Raw genomic sequence first — 15,883 nt, 5'->3', positions numbered from 1 at the left:
TGATTGCTTATCTGTTATCCAGTTTTGAAGGAACAACGTTCCTTTCATATGTCTGGCAATGATGGCGAAGAGGCCACACCCGTTCCCATTCCGAACACGGAAGTTAAGCTCTTCAGCGCCGATGGTAGTTGGGGGCTCTCCCCCTGCGAGAGTAGGACGTTGCCAAGCAACACAGAAGACCAGCCGTGCAGGCTGGTCTTTTTATTTATTCTCGACCGAAGACACTGCTAGTACATTATCAAAAATAGTAGGAATGACAGTGTTGTATGGGTAATGAAAGAAGGCAGGATATTACCAATAATAATTTTTGAGTCTATATTTGCATGCTCGTCACAGAGTCTAAACTTGGTAAGGGACAATTTTGACCGCGCTGCTGTCCTTTTTACATAAAGTAAAATCATTCTTGCAATCAAGTGTAGCAGTTTTTTATTGACAAGAATGGGTATGATAAAAATATTTAAGAAAATCACAAGGGGAAATGAACCATGAAATTGACACCTGAGCAGCGCATTGAATTACATGGATTCAATAATCTGACAAAATCATTAAGCTTTAATATGTATGATATTTGTTATACAAAAACAAAGGAAGAACGTGAAGCTTATCTGGAATATATTGATGAACAATACAACGCTGAAAGGTTGACCACGATTTTAAAAAGTGTGGCTGACATAATTGGGGCTCATGTCCTAAATATCGCCAAACAGGACTATGTGCCTCAGGGAGCGAGTGTAACAGTTTTGGTTTCAGAGGGGCCAGTCGTGGAAGTGCCGGAAGAAACATATGACGAATCTCCCGGGCCATTGCCAGACTCTGTGGTTATGCAGCTGGATAAAAGCCATATTACGGTCCATACTTATCCAGAGTACCATCCTGATGAGGGAATCAGCACGTTTCGGGCAGATATTGATGTGTCAACTTGTGGGGAAATTTCTCCGCTTAAAGCATTGAACTATCTAATTCATTCATTTGATACAGATATCATGACAATGGATTACCGAGTACGCGGTTTTACAAGGAATATTAGGGGCCAAAAGTTATTTATTGACCATGACATCAATTCCATCCAAAATTACATTCCGGATAATGTGAAGGAATCTTATGACATGATTGATGTCAATGTGTACCAGGAAAATATTTTTCATACAAAATGCAAGCTAAAGGAATTTGATTTAAACAACTATTTATTTGGCTATACAAAAGAGAAACTCCATCCAGATGAAGCGGAGGCAATAACTGAAAGATTGACAGTGGAAATGGATGAAATTTTTTATGGGAAAAATATCAGTCAGGGATCGATAGAGGGCTGGGACCATTGATCATTCCACAGCCATGTTTGTGAACGTAGTAGATAAAGCCGGTGAAATCCTCTATATTTCCAGTAAATCCATTTAAAAATTGGAAAAGCCTAATGACATGAAAAGATTAGTCCGGGTGCGGCATACTTTTTTAAGCCGGATGTCGATACTAGATGTGTTCCGATTAGTGGGCGGAACGGATCTAAGAGCATTTTTTCACGTGAATAAATCTACAGAAAGGGACTGCAGTTTAAAGTTGCTGTCCCTTTTGACTTTTTATTCAACTGTTGTTTTGTGGATTGGCATTGCTTCTGTTTATGGTTTCATGGGTTTTTATTAGAAGGGCCCCTGCGGCATCTTATAATGCAAAATAGTATTTTCTATATTGAATCTCGGCGCTTGGTAAAATCAGGAGGCTGTATTTTTTTATCTGTAAAGATTTGTCGTTCATTATTCACATGAAACCAAATTACGATACAATAGTAAAAACCATCATTTTCTTTTTCACGGGGGAGAAAACATGACTTATCGAGTTCAATTGCTAAACGGTGTATTCCTTCCGGGGGCAAGCAAATATCGGCTCAATCAGGCAGAAGAAGTGGTATGTTTTGGGTCGAAACTGCTCGTACTATATGTGTTTAGTATTCTTATTTTTGGGATTGGCGCTTATTTTGGCATAGGCTCCGAGTCCGTTTCAAAGGAAGTAGCAGACTTAAACATTGAAGCGTTTGAAACGAAAAAACTATTAGTATTTGCTGGGGAATTGGCAGCAGGCATTTTATTTCCTTCATTGTTTTTATTTCTGGCCTCTTTATTTTTTTGGACCTTTATAGATTACGAATATATGAAAATCGTGATTGTCCAAATGTTTGCCTTGGCAGTAGTATTGTTTGAAAAGGCAGTATCGATTCCATTTTTTATTTTTATGGATATCAATCAGGATTCAAATCCTTTCTCTCTCGGTGTCCTGAGCCAGCATGTTTTCTCGAATGAATTTTTGGTTCATTTCTTTAGAGAGATCACCATTTTTCAAATGGCTGCCATCTATCTGCAATTTTATTATTTGAAAGATTTCTCTGCAGCAAATAAATACTTGGTTTTATCAGCCATTATTTTGCTTTATTTGATTTCATGGCTCGTACAAGCTTTCTTATCCTACATACAAGTCAGTGTGTTTTTCTAGGGGGGTGCAGACATGAGAAGAAGGAAGCTGTACGCTTTGATTATCATGGCTATGGTTTTTGTCGCTGTTAACATTTATTTAATTATTAAAGATGACAGCAAGGTGAGAAGGACGGCTTATGTAAACGAGTGGACGGAAGTAAAAAGGGGGGGCATTGCTCAATCCTTTCCAGCAGAAGGGGTTGTTGTTCCCAAAGAAGAGTACCCTATTTATTACAATAAGGAAAATAAAGAGTTCCAAAAGTTTCTTGTCCGGGAAGGGGATGAAGTTTCAGCAGGCACTCCATTATTTGAATATACAACGCCAGAGGTAGACGAACTGAAGGCTGCAACGGGGGCTGAAAAAACACAGACGGAAGGGGAAATTGCCAGAATTGATGAGTATATAGGGAAGCTGGAAAGCTATCAACAGTCGGTACCGGAAGCTTCATCTTCAGCTTCTGAGGATATAGAGCTGGAACAGCTTGACCTTCATGATGCCACCTCCAATGTAATCAGAAGTACAATTGAACAGGAAATTTATAAGCAGGAACTAGAGAAGGATAAATTGGTAGAAGAAATCAAGAGGATGGATACACAGTTAAGCAATATGGAAGCGGGGGGCACGATTACTGTTACCAGTGATTCAGAAGGATTCGTCAAAGATTTGGATTACAAACTCGGCGCTCCTATTGCTACAATCGCTTCCAATGAATCGGCTATCCAAGGTTCCTTTAATGAAAAACAACTGAAGCAAGTAAAGCCGGGGATGAAAATAAAAATCACCTCACCTGACTTGAAGAAACCTTTAAACGGTACTATTGATCAGATTCATCCAACTCCAAAAGGAGAACCTTCGATTAAAAAGAATAGTACATATGAATACAGGGCTGCCATGGCAAAGGAATCACCCAAACTGGTAAAAGGCTCCAAGGTAAGTATTACTGTTATCACAAAAGAAGTTGAAGAAGTGCCAGTAATCCCGGAAACTGCGATACGGGAAAAAAAGGACAAGCCATTTGTCTATCAATTAACCTCAAAAGGCTATCTAGAAATGAAATCCATCGATAAAGGACTTGGTTTTGCAGGAAAGCGTGAGGTCGAAAAAGGTGTAAAGGCCGGAGAGGTCATTGTCCGGTCGCCCGATTATGAAGAATTTAATCCTTCTCTGTTTATCACTCCACTGAATACAGAGCAAGCCAACAAAACTGTGTTTAAAAGAATGCCAAATAATAGAAAAGTGTACTATGTATTAATTGGCCTGCTGGAACAATAAATGCTTGTTGTTGGTTCCCTGGATACTAAATATGAATGGCTCCCTTTAGGAAATGGGGAGTCTTTTTTAATAGTTTATTGGCATAATTTTATATAAGTCTCCAAAAATATTTATAGTACCAAAGTCATTTACAGATTTATTATTTTGATATACAATTTTACATGTACAAGTTTTGTCGCTTAATCTTAACAAAAGAACGGGGGAACCATTTTTGTGGAATACCATTCCACTAGGGGTGAATTCAATTTGAAAGGGCAAGTGTTTCCTAGTCCTAACCCGACAGCTAACCTCGTCAGCGTCTTTGAGGGAACAGTATGTGATATATTCGCACACAAAAAGACATTCTTGTGTCTGTTTTTTGCGCAAAAAACAGCTATCTTGTTTCCCTTGCCGAGACAAATGCTTTTGCAGCATAGAATATTACAGAAGGTGAGGATGTTAGATGAAGAAAATAGGATTAGCCTGGCAGATTTTTATCGGTCTTGTGCTGGGTATCATTGTAGGTGCAATCTTTTTTGGAAACCCGCAGGTTGCCACTTACTTACAGCCGATCGGAGATATTTTCCTGCGCTTAATTAAAATGATTGTGGTGCCGATCGTCATTTCCACGATTGTTATTGCGGTTGCCGGTACGGGTGACATCAAGCAGTTAGGAAAAGTAGGCGGAAAGACATTATTATATTTTGAAATTATCACAACAATTGCGATTATTGTCGGGTTAGTAGCAGCTAACGTAATTCAGCCGGGTGCCGGCGTCGATATGGACAAGCTGAATAAAACAGATATTAATAGCTACGTAGATACAGCAGAACAGCAGGAAAGCCATTCCATGGTAGAAACGTTCGTAAATATTGTTCCGACGAATCCAATTACCGCTATGGCAGATGGAAATATGCTTGCAATCATCTTCTTTTCATTGGTTTTAGGATTGGGAATATCAGCGATCGGTGAAAAGGGAAAACCGGTTCTTGCTTTCTTCCAGGGTATAGCGGATGCCATGTTTTATGTGACAAACCAAATTATGAAATTTGCTCCATTTGGTGTATTCGCGTTAATTGGAGTAACGGTTTCTAAATTTGGAATTGAATCACTGATCCCGCTTGGCAAGCTTGTATTATCCGTTTACGGAACAATGATATTCTTTATTGTCGTTGTTTTGGGGTTAGTTGCAAAAATCATCGGTTTCAACCTGTTTACATTGATTAAAACGTTAAAGGAAGAGCTAATTCTGGCTTATTCGACTGCAAGTTCCGAAACAGTACTTCCCAAAATCATGCAGAAGGTGGAGAAGCTTGGCGTTCCAAAGCATATCGCTTCTTTCGTTATCCCGACCGGTTACTCCTTTAACCTTGACGGATCGACTCTTTATCAGGCTTTGGCCGCTGTCTTTATCGCCCAGATGTATGGAATTGATATGAGTATTGCGGATCAGATATCTTTGATGCTTGTGTTGATGGTCACTTCTAAAGGAATCGCCGGAGTTCCGGGTGTATCCTTTGTTGTCCTTCTAGCGACACTTGGTACAGTGGGAATCCCGGTAGAAGGCTTGGCATTCATCGCAGGTATCGACCGTATTCTCGATATGGCCCGCACGGCCGTGAATGTTATTGGAAACTCGTTGGCTGCGATTGTAATCGCTAAATGGGAAGGTAAATTCCAGACAGAAAAAGCAGCACAAGCTCCTGCGGAAAACTTGAACTAAAGCTTTTAAAATTAGAATAATCGAAACTGCACCTCAATTGTTACGAAAAGCAACAATTGGGGTGCAGTTTTTTTTGTGGACAGTGTACGTTATCAAAAAGCACCTATCGCTCACAAATGAAAAGACCCTCTAAAAGCTGAAATTAAATTTAATACGTATAAGTTGGCTTGGCTCGGGTAATTATAAGTCACCTTGTTTGTGTGACATAAACCCTTCATAAAGATCTCAGGGCGGCCTTCTTTTATAACGACATTAGTTAAACTTGTATTGCCAGACGCATTTTGGCTGAATAATTTCTCCACTGGTAAGTTCTTTATGTATGAAAGTTCCCGATTGCCCCATCCCTGCATGAGTCCTTCCACGTTCCATTCTGTCTGACCGTGCCTTGCTAAATAAATCGTAAGCATAGACTATCTCCTTCGTAAAATGGTGGGTATAATTATACTACACTTCTTTTCAGTAGAGATTCCGGAATAAGGTTCTTAAAAGTTTAACGAAATTCATACAAACTAATATAAAATTTTGACTACTTAAATCCAACGGCTTTCTCATTCGGCTACGTAATTGCAGCTGCGTTTCAGAAATACTGAACGGGCGTTATATGTTATATGAGATTAGAAAAAATATATAGATGGACATAGTTTATATAGATTTTTGTGTAAAATATACTGAATTTTTAAAACGTAATTTGAAAGTAATACATCCTTCGTTGTTTTTTTGGTAAAATAATCAATAGAAAATGGGTATGTTATGTAAGAAAGAAAACTACAACAGGTGTTCGGAGGGGTAATAAACATAATGAAAAACGATCCAAAAAATATTTTGTATATACATTTACAAGACTCCGAACGATTTGTCATTTCGTCCGGTATGAACTTCCGCGAATTTGCCTACGCGCTTCCGCACCCACTATCCAACCTGTTGTTGTTAAAGCATAAATTTGAAGATGCCGAATTCCATATGAATACTTTGCTTGAATATGTGAATGAGGAAAACATTGTGAGGCTTTTGAAGGATAATGTCCAAGGCTATGGGGATTTTTGCTGGATCGATTTTGAGGAAGAGAGTGGTCTGGATGAATTGGATGGTCCTGAATTGGCCGAGCTCTTATATATAGGCCATTGTAAAAATCATCTGCGGCCCCCTTTTTACCGCAAATTAAATAACGAATTTGTATACCTCGCACAGGATGACGGCTGGTTCAACAAAATCTACTATCGCTCCCTAGGCACCTATTTTAAAATGATGGGACAATTAGTACCTCTTAAAATAGGGACGCTTCGAGCCGAGAGAACCTGGCTAGGTATTAGGAAGAGGAGTGAGTATCCTCCTGTTCCTGCTGAAGTTTTCCAACGGCTTAGCCGGTTGATGGGTGAGGGTATCGTATTTTCCTTTCATGAAGTTCAGCAATCAAGAAACCGTCTGGAAATCCCGGTTTGGGTAGTTGGCGATTATCTTAATATGGATGACATGGCAGAAGGCTACACTCAAATGAAACGTGAAAAGCCAAATGCACTAATCGTACTTAACCGAAAAGCAAAGGAATGGTCCCTTACGTTAAGTAATTAACCTTTCAAGAATGGTCAGGCTGGCTCTAGAAAAAAGAGTCAGCTTTTTTTGTGCATTATCTCGTCCGCAGTGGTTAGTCCCGTCATTTAAACTCATATACTAAAAAGTATGATTCAGGATTTTTGGGCAGATCGTTTAGAAAAAAAAACCAAAAGAAAGAAATTTTTTTCGTTTAGCCTGTAAAATGTTACAATAGAATCCGGGTATAGAAGCATTGGAGGGTAAAAACATGAAAATGAAACTCGGCTTACTGTATGGCGGAAAATCTGCGGAACATCATGTTTCCATGCAAACCGCGATGGCAGTTATCAAAGCACTGGATTTAAATAAATTTGACATACATCCCATATACATAACAGAAGAAGGAGATTGGGTAAAAGGCTCACAGCTAACTGCACCGGTATCGAGTGTCAAAGAGCTAGCCTTTTCAGGGGAAACATCCATGGCGCCGATTGCTTTGGCTTCGGGAGCTGGAGAAAACGGCAAAGGATTTGACGTGATATTCCCGCTGCTTCATGGCCCTAACGGGGAAGATGGGACTGTCCAGGGAATGCTTGAGCTTTTAAACCTTCCTTACGTTGGGAATGGTGTTCTTGCGTCAAGCGCCGGGATGGATAAAGTAATCATGAAAAATATTTTTGCTCAGGCGGGTCTTTCCCAAGTCAAATATACATGGTTCATTCGTTCGGATTGGGAGAAGGATCGCGGGGCAGCATACAGCAAAGTGGAAAAGGACCTTGGCTACCCTTGCTTTGTAAAACCAGCCAATCTTGGTTCCAGTGTGGGTATCAGTAAATGTACCTCAAGGGAAGAATTAGAGAGAGCTTTTGAAGAAGCTTTCCAATACGACCGCAAAGTAATCGTTGAAGAGGGAATTGTTGCCCGAGAGGTAGAAATCGGTGTACTTGGAAATGATAATCCAGAGTGCTCCGTAGCAGGTGAAATCATTCCAAAGAAGGATTTTTACGATTATAAAGCGAAATATGAGGATGGAAATACTGCTCTTGTCATTCCGGCAGAAATCACAGAAGAAGAATCCCAGATGCTTAGGGAAATGTCTGTTGCTGCGTTTAAGGCATTAGATTGTTCCGGCCTTGTGCGCGCTGATTTTTTCCTTACCAGGGAAGGAAAAGCTTATATTAATGAGGTCAATACGATGCCTGGCTTTACTCCATTCAGTATGTTCCCGCTGTTATGGAAGCATACTGGCATTGAATATGCGCAACTCATTGAGAATTTGGTAAACCTGGCAATTGAACGGCATCAGGAAAAACAAAAAATCAAGCATACCTTTTAAAGGAATCGATTTTACTCAACCATAGAAGGATAAGCAGAAGCGGGAACCTGAAGGCTCCTGCTTCATTTCTTTTTTTGAAGCTAGGAGGATGAAGATGATAATAAGAAGCCTGAAGCAAATACATGAAATGGCCGGCGGGTTAAACGACATTTCGGGACATGGAAAAATAGAAATTCAGGGCGTTTCAATAGATTCCAGAAGAATCAGCAGCGGCAATCTATTCGTACCGTTAAATGGTGAGCATGTAGATGGACATAAATACGTTGAGATGGCATTGAAGGAGGGGGCTGCGGCTTCTCTTTGGCAGGAAGATGTACCAAATCCGCCAGTGGATGTTCCTTTAATTATTGTAAAGGATACGTTGGAGGCTCTACAGCAACTGGCGCGGGAATACCGGAATCAGCTGACACTTAAGGTTGTCGGGATCACAGGAAGTAATGGGAAAACGACCACAAAAGACATGGTTGCGTCGCTGCTTGCCACTACTTATAAAGTTCATAAAACAAGCGGCAATTACAATAATCATATTGGCTTGCCTTTGACCATTCTATCCATGGGAGAAGATACGGAGGCGGCTGTTCTTGAAATGGGAATGAGCAGCCGTGGGGAAATAGAGTTTCTTTCAAATCTAGCTCGTCCCGATGTAGCAATCATCACCAATATCGGGGAATCCCATCTATTAGACCTTGGATCCCGTGAGGAAATTGCAAATGCCAAACTAGAGATTGTGTCTGGATTAAGGAAAAACGGAACCCTGATCTATCATGGGGATGAACCATTGCTACAAAACAAGATAAATAATGGCAAGTCTTTATGGCGTGTGCTTTCTTTCGGCCGAAGTAACAAAAATGATTTATATCCGTTGTCTATCCGACAGGGTCAAAACAGTACATCATTTACGTTAAATGGCGATAAGGAAGAATACACAATCCCGGTACTGGGAAATCATAATGTGTTAAACGCGCTGGCAGCTATGCTTGCTGCAACAGAGCTTAAGGTGGATCACGCATCAATACGAAATGGCCTCGGCAGTTTTCAACTTACAAACATGAGAATGGAACTTGTGGAAGGATCACGAGGGGAAAAAATCATCAACGATGCTTATAATGCAAGCCCAACTTCCATGAAAGCAGCCATTGAACTGATGGAAGGAATGACAGGATTCCGTCATAAATACCTTGTTCTTGGCGATATGCTTGAATTGGGGCCTCAAGAATGGGATTTCCATGAGAAAATCGGTGAGTTGATCAACCCTGCCCATATTACGAAGGTTTTCACATTCGGAGAATTAGGAAAGGCGATTGCTAAGGGTGCAGCAAAAAAATTTCCGTCCGGCCATGTGTTGGACTTTATGGATAAAGGTGAATTAATTGAACAACTTAAGATGCACACATCTTCCAACGATTTAATCCTGGTTAAAGCATCCAGGGGGATGAAGCTGGAAGAAGTGGTACATGCGTTGCAGCAACAGAAGGATCCAATTGACGCATAAAACCGAATGGTTTACCAGGTAAGCTGGAGAAAATGCTTCAAAGCTTTCATAAATTCATTATTTTGTAAAAATGGTCCAAAATATCCCCTTCTTTTTCATACTATACTGGATACAGAAAAATGGGTAGTAAGCCTCATTTTTTGAGAGGGGATGAATTATGAGCGGGTGTCCATTTCAATCATTACTAAGAAATCAAAAAGGAGCATTCGGGTTATTCCGAAAGCCAAACGATGTCAGGGAGAAAGAGGTGATTGCCGCCTCTATTTCAAGCAACGAAGCTAAACCTGTATCCGTGGAACTTCAAAATGGAAGTTATACCCGGAAGCTGCAATTTTTAGGGCTGGATAAAAAGGATATTCAGAATCTGTCTAAAATGAAGCCGGTAATGGAAAGGAACGCGAGAACAATTGTAGATTCCTTTTATGTAAAGCTTCAGGAAATTCCCCAGCTTGTAAAGATAATCAATGACCACTCAACATTGAATAGGCTGAAAGAAACATTGACTGGCTATTTGATGGATATGGTATCAGGGGAAATCGGTGAAGATTATGTAACACGAAGAAAAGTGATCGGCAGTGTACATAATCGGATTGGGTTATTTCCACAATGGTATTTGTCGGCATTTACATTGATTCAAAATGAAATACTTGAAGTGCTTACACGAGAATTGAAAAATTGGGAGGAAGTTAGGGAAGCGTTTGTATCGTTTCAAAAGCTTTGCTCATTTGATATGCAACTTGCAGTAGAGGCTTATATACAATCCTATACTTCCTCCATGATGAAGCTTAATGAAATTGAAGAATTGCAATACCATTTGAGTGATTCTTCTTCAACACTAGCCGCAAGCGCAAAACAGACAACCTCCAACATTGCGGAAAAAGAAAACCAGTTACACGATATGTTGAAGGAAATAGCACACATCAAAGAATCCTCTGTGGAAATGATCCGTCATGTGGAAGCGGGGAAAGAAAATGTGGCAACTGCTCTCGAAAAAGTAGACCATGTTGTAGAAATGATAGACACAACGAAAAGCCTGACAAGGGATCTGAGTGAAAGTTCACTCCGGATCAACCAGGTAGTAAAGTCGATCAGGGGAATATCGACTCAGATTAATATCCTTTCTTTGAATGCCGCCATCGAAGCAGCCAGAGCTGGGGAGCATGGAAAGGGATTCTCCATCGTCGCCCAGGAGGTCAGGAAGCTGGCACATCAAACAGAATCTTCACTCGACCATATCCAAAGCCAAATATCATCTGTCCAGGAGACCATCGATAAAGTCGAGCGAAGCTTCCAATCCATCGTGGCGGAGACAAGTGTTTTCAGGGATGTGAACAGGGATGTGATCGATATTCTGGAAGGATCGGTTGGAGGAATCAAGGAAAGCGATGCAAAAATTAAAAGCTTCGGCAAGGCGGTTGAAGATTTTCAAAGGACCTTTCAGGAAGTCACAGAAGCCTCTTTTCAAGTTGCTTCTATGGCAGAACAGCTAAGCAGTTTAAATAAGGAACTTACAAATAAATTTAGAGTATAGTCCTTCGCGTTTGGTATCTTCAGGGCAAATTAGATATTGAATTTCATGAAAATAGCGCGGCCCGACTGATAACATATATGGAAGAACGGGTTTTTTTATTATTTCTGGTTTTTTTAGAGGCTTGATAAGGTCAGAAAAAACTTCCTTTATTGCAATAGAGTTTTTAAAATGGTAACATACACTAAGAGATTGCGACTGTACTCTACGCAGTGAATTGTTCTGCGTTTCCTTAAGGACCGCGCAAGCTTTCTCTCTTTTGAAAGAGATTCCCGTCTCAATCCTTCAATTGACAGGATAGTGTACATTTTACAATAAAATAGGCCAAGCGTCTTGAATATAATTAGAAGGCTGTTCACCTGGCAGCTCTTATTGCTAAAGGAAAGTTCGAATCATTGAGAACCATATTCCCGGAACTCACAATGATTTCATTTCACAAATTTTCTGCACATGTAAAAGCGGTTTTGTGATCTTTTCCACCTTTTACTTCCTCACGCCATGGGCCTGTTTTGTGTACGAAAGCTTGCTTTGTCAAGTTTATATTATGCATAAGGGGTTTACACTCCGTCTGCATAGGGAAATATGGTGCAGCAGCCCTCACCTGAATTGACCGGCGTTTGCCGCGTATACTATTTATTATTATTTCCGTATTTTTGAATTTGATATCCAACTATATGTATGGCCAAAGAGCTATTTGTTAATGAATCATGATGGTCTTTCCGCCTAAAGTGGTTTGGTTTTTTGTGTTCTTTGGATTATACATAAACCTTTGTTTATTCTATATCAAAAATGTAGTCATGCTTTTAGGTGATATTGAGAAAACTTTTTCATAAGAGATACAATTTATTGATAATAAAGGAGCACGAAAACATTGACATTGTTTAGCGAATTAGGTTTAGACAGTACGACGATGAAATCAATTGAGAGAATGGGATTTGAAGAAGCAACTCCTATTCAGGCACAGACCATTCCTCTCGGTCTAGAGGGAAAGGACCTTATCGGCCAGGCCCAGACAGGTACCGGGAAGACAGTTGCATTTGGTATCCCGTTGATGGAAAAAATAGATCTGAAAAACGATAACGTCCAGGGAATCATTATTGCTCCAACTCGTGAACTTGCAATCCAGGTTTCGGAAGAGTTATTCAAGCTTGGATATGGGAAGCGTGCACGTGTCCTAGCTGTCTACGGCGGACAGGATATCGATCGCCAAATCCGGGCATTAAAGAAGAAACCGCATATTATTGTCGGTACACCGGGACGATTATTAGATCACATTAAACGTAAGACACTGCGGCTAAATGGCGTAAATACAGTGATTCTTGATGAAGCGGATGAAATGCTGAATATGGGCTTCATCGAGGATATCGAATCGATCCTTTCTGAAGTTCCTGAAGAAAGGCAAACTTTGCTTTTCTCTGCCACAATGCCGGACCCTATCCGGAAAATTGCAGAACGCTTCATGAAAGATCCAACGATTGTCCGTGTGAAAGCAAAGGAAATGACCGTATCTAACATTGATCAATACTATATTGAATTAAAAGAAGGCGAAAAGTTTGAAGCACTGGCACGTCTTCTAGATATCCAAACACCTGAATTGGCGATCGTTTTCGGTCGTACAAAGCGCCGAGTAGATGAGCTTTCTAGCGCATTGAATGTACGCGGGTATATGGCTGAAGGGATTCACGGGGACTTAAGCCAAGCAAAACGTCTGTCTGTGTTGAAGAAATTCAAGGATGGCAGCATCGATGTACTCGTTGCGACGGATGTTGCTGCACGTGGACTTGATATTTCTGGAGTAACTCATGTTTATAACTTTGATATTCCCCAGGATCCAGAGAGCTACGTCCACCGGATCGGTCGTACCGGAAGAGCCGGAAAGCATGGTGTTGCAATTACTTTTGTAAACCCAAGGGAAAAAGGGCAACTTCAGGTAGTTGAGCGTACTACCAAAAAACGCATGGAGCGTATGACGCCACCGACCTTAACTGAAGCATTAGAAGGCCAGCAAAAAGCGGTGACAGAAAAAATCCTGGGCGCTGTGGAGAATGAAGACCTTTCTATTTATATCTCCCAAGCCGAAGAACTTTTGCAAAAACACAGTGCTACTGATTTAGTAGCGGCGGCTCTAAAACAATTGACCAAGGAACCTGATACCACTCCTGTAAAGTTGACGGAAGAAGCACCTTTATCAATGAGACGCGATCGTAACAGATCCGGTTCAGGCAACAGATCACGCAATGGGCGTGGACCGGTAGCCGGACGCAAGGATTACGGAAATAAGCGCAGCAATAATAACCGTAAATTCGGCGGAAACCGCGGTTCAAACCAAAGAAGAGAAACACTGAATAAGTAACTTCCTCAAGAGGGCTTCAGCAATGGAGCTCTCTTTTTATGCCTTTTTTTTCCGGGTGCAGATACCAATTTGATTAACGCTGAAAAGCAGTGGGGGACTGACCTAACATAAGAAGTGAGTGCATGGGTAAACGCAAATATAGTATACTTTTTACGGATTATTAAAATATAGCAAGTAGAGAGGAGACCGTTTGTTTGGCACCTCAAAAGTTTATTTCGGAAAAAGCGTTAAAGGTCTGGCGCTTAACAGGTTTGTTTGTTTCCCTTTTAAGCTGGGTGATTTCTGCGGGATTGATTTTTCTCGTTTCATTTTTTGATTGGCCACGCTGGATCATCGCGGGAATTATTTTATTGGCTTTGGTTTTCACTTATATGGATATTTATCTTATTCCGATTATAAGGTGGAAAAGATGGAGGTATGACGTCCAGGAAACCGAGATTGAAATTCAGAGTGGACTTTTTATCATACGAAGAACCTTGGTTCCAATGGTACGTGTCCAACATGTGGATACAAGACAAGGGCCCCTTTTAAGAAAATATGGACTGGCGTCTGTACAAATTTCAACGGCAGCGACGATTCACGAGATCCCTGCCCTCGATTTATCCGAGGCAGATGAACTGCGCCATTATATTTCAGCTATGGCAAGTGTGGTGGAAGATGATGTCTAATCCGAAGCGAGTCCATCCCGTAGCAGCAGTTTCAAGTGGAATAAGAATGTTAAGGGAAGCTTTTTTCCCTTTAATCATACTTCTTATTTTCGGAGGTGGTGAGTCTGGTCCGTGGGCCGTGTTTGAATTAATCGCAGTGCCTGTAATCATCGTCCTTTTGATTGGGTATGGTATCCTTGATTGGCTTCGTTTCACATACTGGATTGAGGGGGGAGAATTGCGGATTGAGTCCGGCGTTTTTGTCAGAAAGAAACGTTATATCCGGTTTGAAAGAATACATAGCCTGGATACCTCAGAAGGGATTCTTCAGCGTTTGTTTGGCCTTGTTAAGCTTAAGATAGAGACTGCCGGATCAAGTGGAGAACAGGCGGAGGCAACTTTAACTGCCATCACAAAAAATGAAGCAGATCGTATAACGACGATATTCAACGATGTGAAAAGAAGCGGCAAGGTTCATTCAACCGTTGATTTGGAAACGGAAAGCGCTGAAGCCCCTAATGGAAGACAAGAGCAGGAGGATAAGAGGGTATTTCAGCAGTCCTTTAAAGAACTGTTCATTATGGCGCTGACATCTGGTGGTGTGGGAGTAGTGTTTTCAGGGGCGCTGGCACTCTTCGGCCAATTTGAAGAGCTAATTCCGTACAACCGGCTTTTTAAAGGCGTAGAACAGTTTATTAATGGCAGTGTTGTGTTTATTTTCATCATCGTTTTGTTCGTGTTGTTATTTGCTTATATGGTAGCGACAGCCGGAATCCTCTTTAAATATGCGTACTTTATGGTCAAGAAAAGCGAGGAGAAAATTATTATTTCCAGGGGCCTGTTTGAAAAAAGGCAATTGACGATTCCTCTTGAAAAAATCCAAGCTCTCAGGATTACAGAAAATATAATTAGGCAGCCACTTGGGTACGCAAGTGTGTATGTGGAGTATGCCGGAGGATCTATCCTCGATAAGGAAAGCTCACAAATTATGCTCTTTCCGTTGATCAAAAAGGAAAGAATCCAGGTTCTGACCGAACAATTTATACCCGAATACCAAATAGATGTAAAAATCAACCCCATTCCACAGCGTGCATTCAGAAGATACTTATACAGGGTATTGATGATCGTGGTACCAATCGCCGCAGTATTATCTTTTTTCTTCAGACCAATGGGTTCGCTCTCGCTGCTGCTTTTACCTGTTGGCGCTATATGGGCTTATTTATGCTATAGGGCAGCAGGCTGGAATATCACGGGCAATCAGCTACAGCTCAGGTCAAGGTACTTTTCCAAACAAACGATGATTTTTCAAAAGAAAAGGATTCAAGCGCTGTATAGTGATGTAAGCCAATTTCAAAAGAGAATAAAGCTGGGATCTATCTCAGCCGTTGTGGCATCAGGGGCAGGACCCAGATCAGGTAAGGTGATTGATCTGGAAGAATCAGATTCAGAGAAGATTAGGGAATGGTTTGCCTAGGTCTGAAGTCTCCGCTCTTATACCAAAGGTCCTTCTTATCCAGGGTCAAGTATAAAAGAAATTTCACTTTTATTCATGATTTAGGA

Annotated in this window: 12 protein-coding genes, 1 rRNA gene and 1 riboswitch; of the genes, 12 read left to right on the top strand and 1 reads right to left on the bottom strand. The window is 40.9% G+C overall.

Going from position 1 to position 15,883, the window contains the following annotated elements:
- Positions 1 to 51 precede the first annotated feature (51 nt).
- The 5 genes from rrf (at position 52) to CUU64_RS12870 (ending at position 5,437) form a co-directional block, all read left to right on the top strand.
- Positions 52 to 168: ribosomal RNA gene (gene rrf, locus CUU64_RS12890) — 5S ribosomal RNA — on the top strand.
- Positions 169 to 485: 317 nt separating this feature from the next.
- A complete protein-coding gene (speD, locus tag CUU64_RS12885; RefSeq protein ID WP_101634032.1) occupies positions 486 to 1,319 on the top strand; it encodes an adenosylmethionine decarboxylase in 834 nt (277 codons plus the stop codon).
- Positions 1,320 to 1,818: 499 nt separating this feature from the next.
- Positions 1,819 to 2,481 carry a hypothetical protein gene (locus CUU64_RS12880; RefSeq protein ID WP_101634031.1) on the top strand — a complete coding sequence of 221 codons (663 nt, stop codon included), beginning with the start codon at positions 1,819 to 1,821 and terminating at the stop codon, positions 2,479 to 2,481.
- A gap of 12 nt (positions 2,482 to 2,493) precedes the next feature.
- Positions 2,494 to 3,735, top strand: a complete 1,242-nt coding sequence (locus CUU64_RS12875) for an efflux RND transporter periplasmic adaptor subunit (protein ID WP_101634030.1) — start codon at positions 2,494 to 2,496, stop codon at positions 3,733 to 3,735.
- A gap of 166 nt (positions 3,736 to 3,901) precedes the next feature.
- Positions 3,902 to 4,048: riboswitch (cyclic di-AMP (ydaO/yuaA leader) on the top strand.
- Positions 4,049 to 4,177: 129 nt separating this feature from the next.
- Positions 4,178 to 5,437 (top strand): cation:dicarboxylate symporter family transporter, encoded by a 1,260-nt coding sequence (locus tag CUU64_RS12870; protein WP_101634029.1) that lies wholly within the window; start codon positions 4,178 to 4,180, stop codon positions 5,435 to 5,437.
- A 110-nt stretch (positions 5,438 to 5,547) separates the two neighbouring features.
- Here the strand turns inward: CUU64_RS12870 and CUU64_RS12865 are convergent, their stop codons facing one another.
- Positions 5,548 to 5,844, bottom strand: coding sequence for a phosphoglycerate mutase family protein (locus tag CUU64_RS12865; protein ID WP_101634028.1), 297 nt, complete (start codon positions 5,842 to 5,844; stop codon positions 5,548 to 5,550).
- Positions 5,845 to 6,235: 391 nt separating this feature from the next.
- Between CUU64_RS12865 and CUU64_RS12860 the strand changes: the two genes are divergently transcribed.
- From CUU64_RS12860 to CUU64_RS12830, 7 genes are all read left to right on the top strand, one after another.
- Complete coding sequence (locus CUU64_RS12860) at positions 6,236 to 7,006, top strand: hypothetical protein (RefSeq protein WP_101634027.1); 771 nt, start codon at positions 6,236 to 6,238, stop codon at positions 7,004 to 7,006.
- 229 nt (positions 7,007 to 7,235) lie between these two features.
- A complete protein-coding gene (locus CUU64_RS12855) occupies positions 7,236 to 8,303 on the top strand; it encodes a D-alanine--D-alanine ligase (protein WP_101634026.1) in 1,068 nt (355 codons plus the stop codon).
- Between the two features lie 94 nt (positions 8,304 to 8,397).
- Entirely contained in the window at positions 8,398 to 9,795 is a 1,398-nt protein-coding gene (locus CUU64_RS12850; RefSeq protein WP_101634025.1) for a UDP-N-acetylmuramoyl-tripeptide--D-alanyl-D-alanine ligase, read from the top strand.
- Positions 9,796 to 9,952: 157 nt separating this feature from the next.
- Positions 9,953 to 11,326: a globin-coupled sensor protein gene (locus tag CUU64_RS12845; RefSeq protein ID WP_101634024.1), complete on the top strand. Its 1,374-nt coding sequence runs from the start codon at positions 9,953 to 9,955 to the stop codon at positions 11,324 to 11,326.
- Between the two features lie 868 nt (positions 11,327 to 12,194).
- Positions 12,195 to 13,676, top strand: a complete 1,482-nt coding sequence (gene cshA / locus CUU64_RS12840; RefSeq protein WP_180954592.1) for a degradosome RNA helicase CshA — start codon at positions 12,195 to 12,197, stop codon at positions 13,674 to 13,676.
- Between the two features lie 194 nt (positions 13,677 to 13,870).
- Entirely contained in the window at positions 13,871 to 14,344 is a 474-nt protein-coding gene (locus tag CUU64_RS12835) for a PH domain-containing protein (RefSeq protein ID WP_257985513.1), read from the top strand.
- On the top strand, positions 14,337 to 15,797 hold the full coding sequence (locus CUU64_RS12830) for a PH domain-containing protein (RefSeq protein WP_180954591.1): 1,461 nt from the start codon (positions 14,337 to 14,339) through the stop codon (positions 15,795 to 15,797). The genes CUU64_RS12835 and CUU64_RS12830 overlap by 8 nt, the downstream gene beginning before the upstream one ends.
- Positions 15,798 to 15,883: the final 86 nt, after the last annotated feature.

The organism is Bacillus sp. V5-8f (assembly GCF_002863565.1).
Taxonomy (GTDB): domain Bacteria; phylum Bacillota; class Bacilli; order Bacillales; family DSM-1321; genus Peribacillus.
This window is presented reverse-complemented; position numbering and strand designations above follow the sequence as displayed.

What these genes read in the sequence shown, in the direction of transcription:
- speD (WP_101634032.1), top strand. Translation starts at nt 486, where the DNA reads ATGAAATTGACACCTGAGCAGCGCATTGAATTACATGGATTCAATAAT.
- CUU64_RS12880 (WP_101634031.1), top strand. Translation starts at nt 1,819, where the DNA reads ATGACTTATCGAGTTCAATTGCTAAACGGTGTATTCCTTCCGGGGGCA.
- CUU64_RS12875 (WP_101634030.1), top strand. Translation starts at nt 2,494, where the DNA reads ATGAGAAGAAGGAAGCTGTACGCTTTGATTATCATGGCTATGGTTTTT.
- CUU64_RS12870 (WP_101634029.1), top strand. Translation starts at nt 4,178, where the DNA reads ATGAAGAAAATAGGATTAGCCTGGCAGATTTTTATCGGTCTTGTGCTG.
- CUU64_RS12865 (WP_101634028.1), bottom strand. Translation starts at nt 5,844, where the DNA reads ATGCTTACGATTTATTTAGCAAGGCACGGTCAGACAGAATGGAACGTG.
- CUU64_RS12860 (WP_101634027.1), top strand. Translation starts at nt 6,236, where the DNA reads ATGAAAAACGATCCAAAAAATATTTTGTATATACATTTACAAGACTCC.
- CUU64_RS12855 (WP_101634026.1), top strand. Translation starts at nt 7,236, where the DNA reads ATGAAAATGAAACTCGGCTTACTGTATGGCGGAAAATCTGCGGAACAT.
- CUU64_RS12850 (WP_101634025.1), top strand. Translation starts at nt 8,398, where the DNA reads ATGATAATAAGAAGCCTGAAGCAAATACATGAAATGGCCGGCGGGTTA.
- CUU64_RS12845 (WP_101634024.1), top strand. Translation starts at nt 9,953, where the DNA reads ATGAGCGGGTGTCCATTTCAATCATTACTAAGAAATCAAAAAGGAGCA.
- CUU64_RS12830 (WP_180954591.1), top strand. Translation starts at nt 14,337, where the DNA reads ATGTCTAATCCGAAGCGAGTCCATCCCGTAGCAGCAGTTTCAAGTGGA.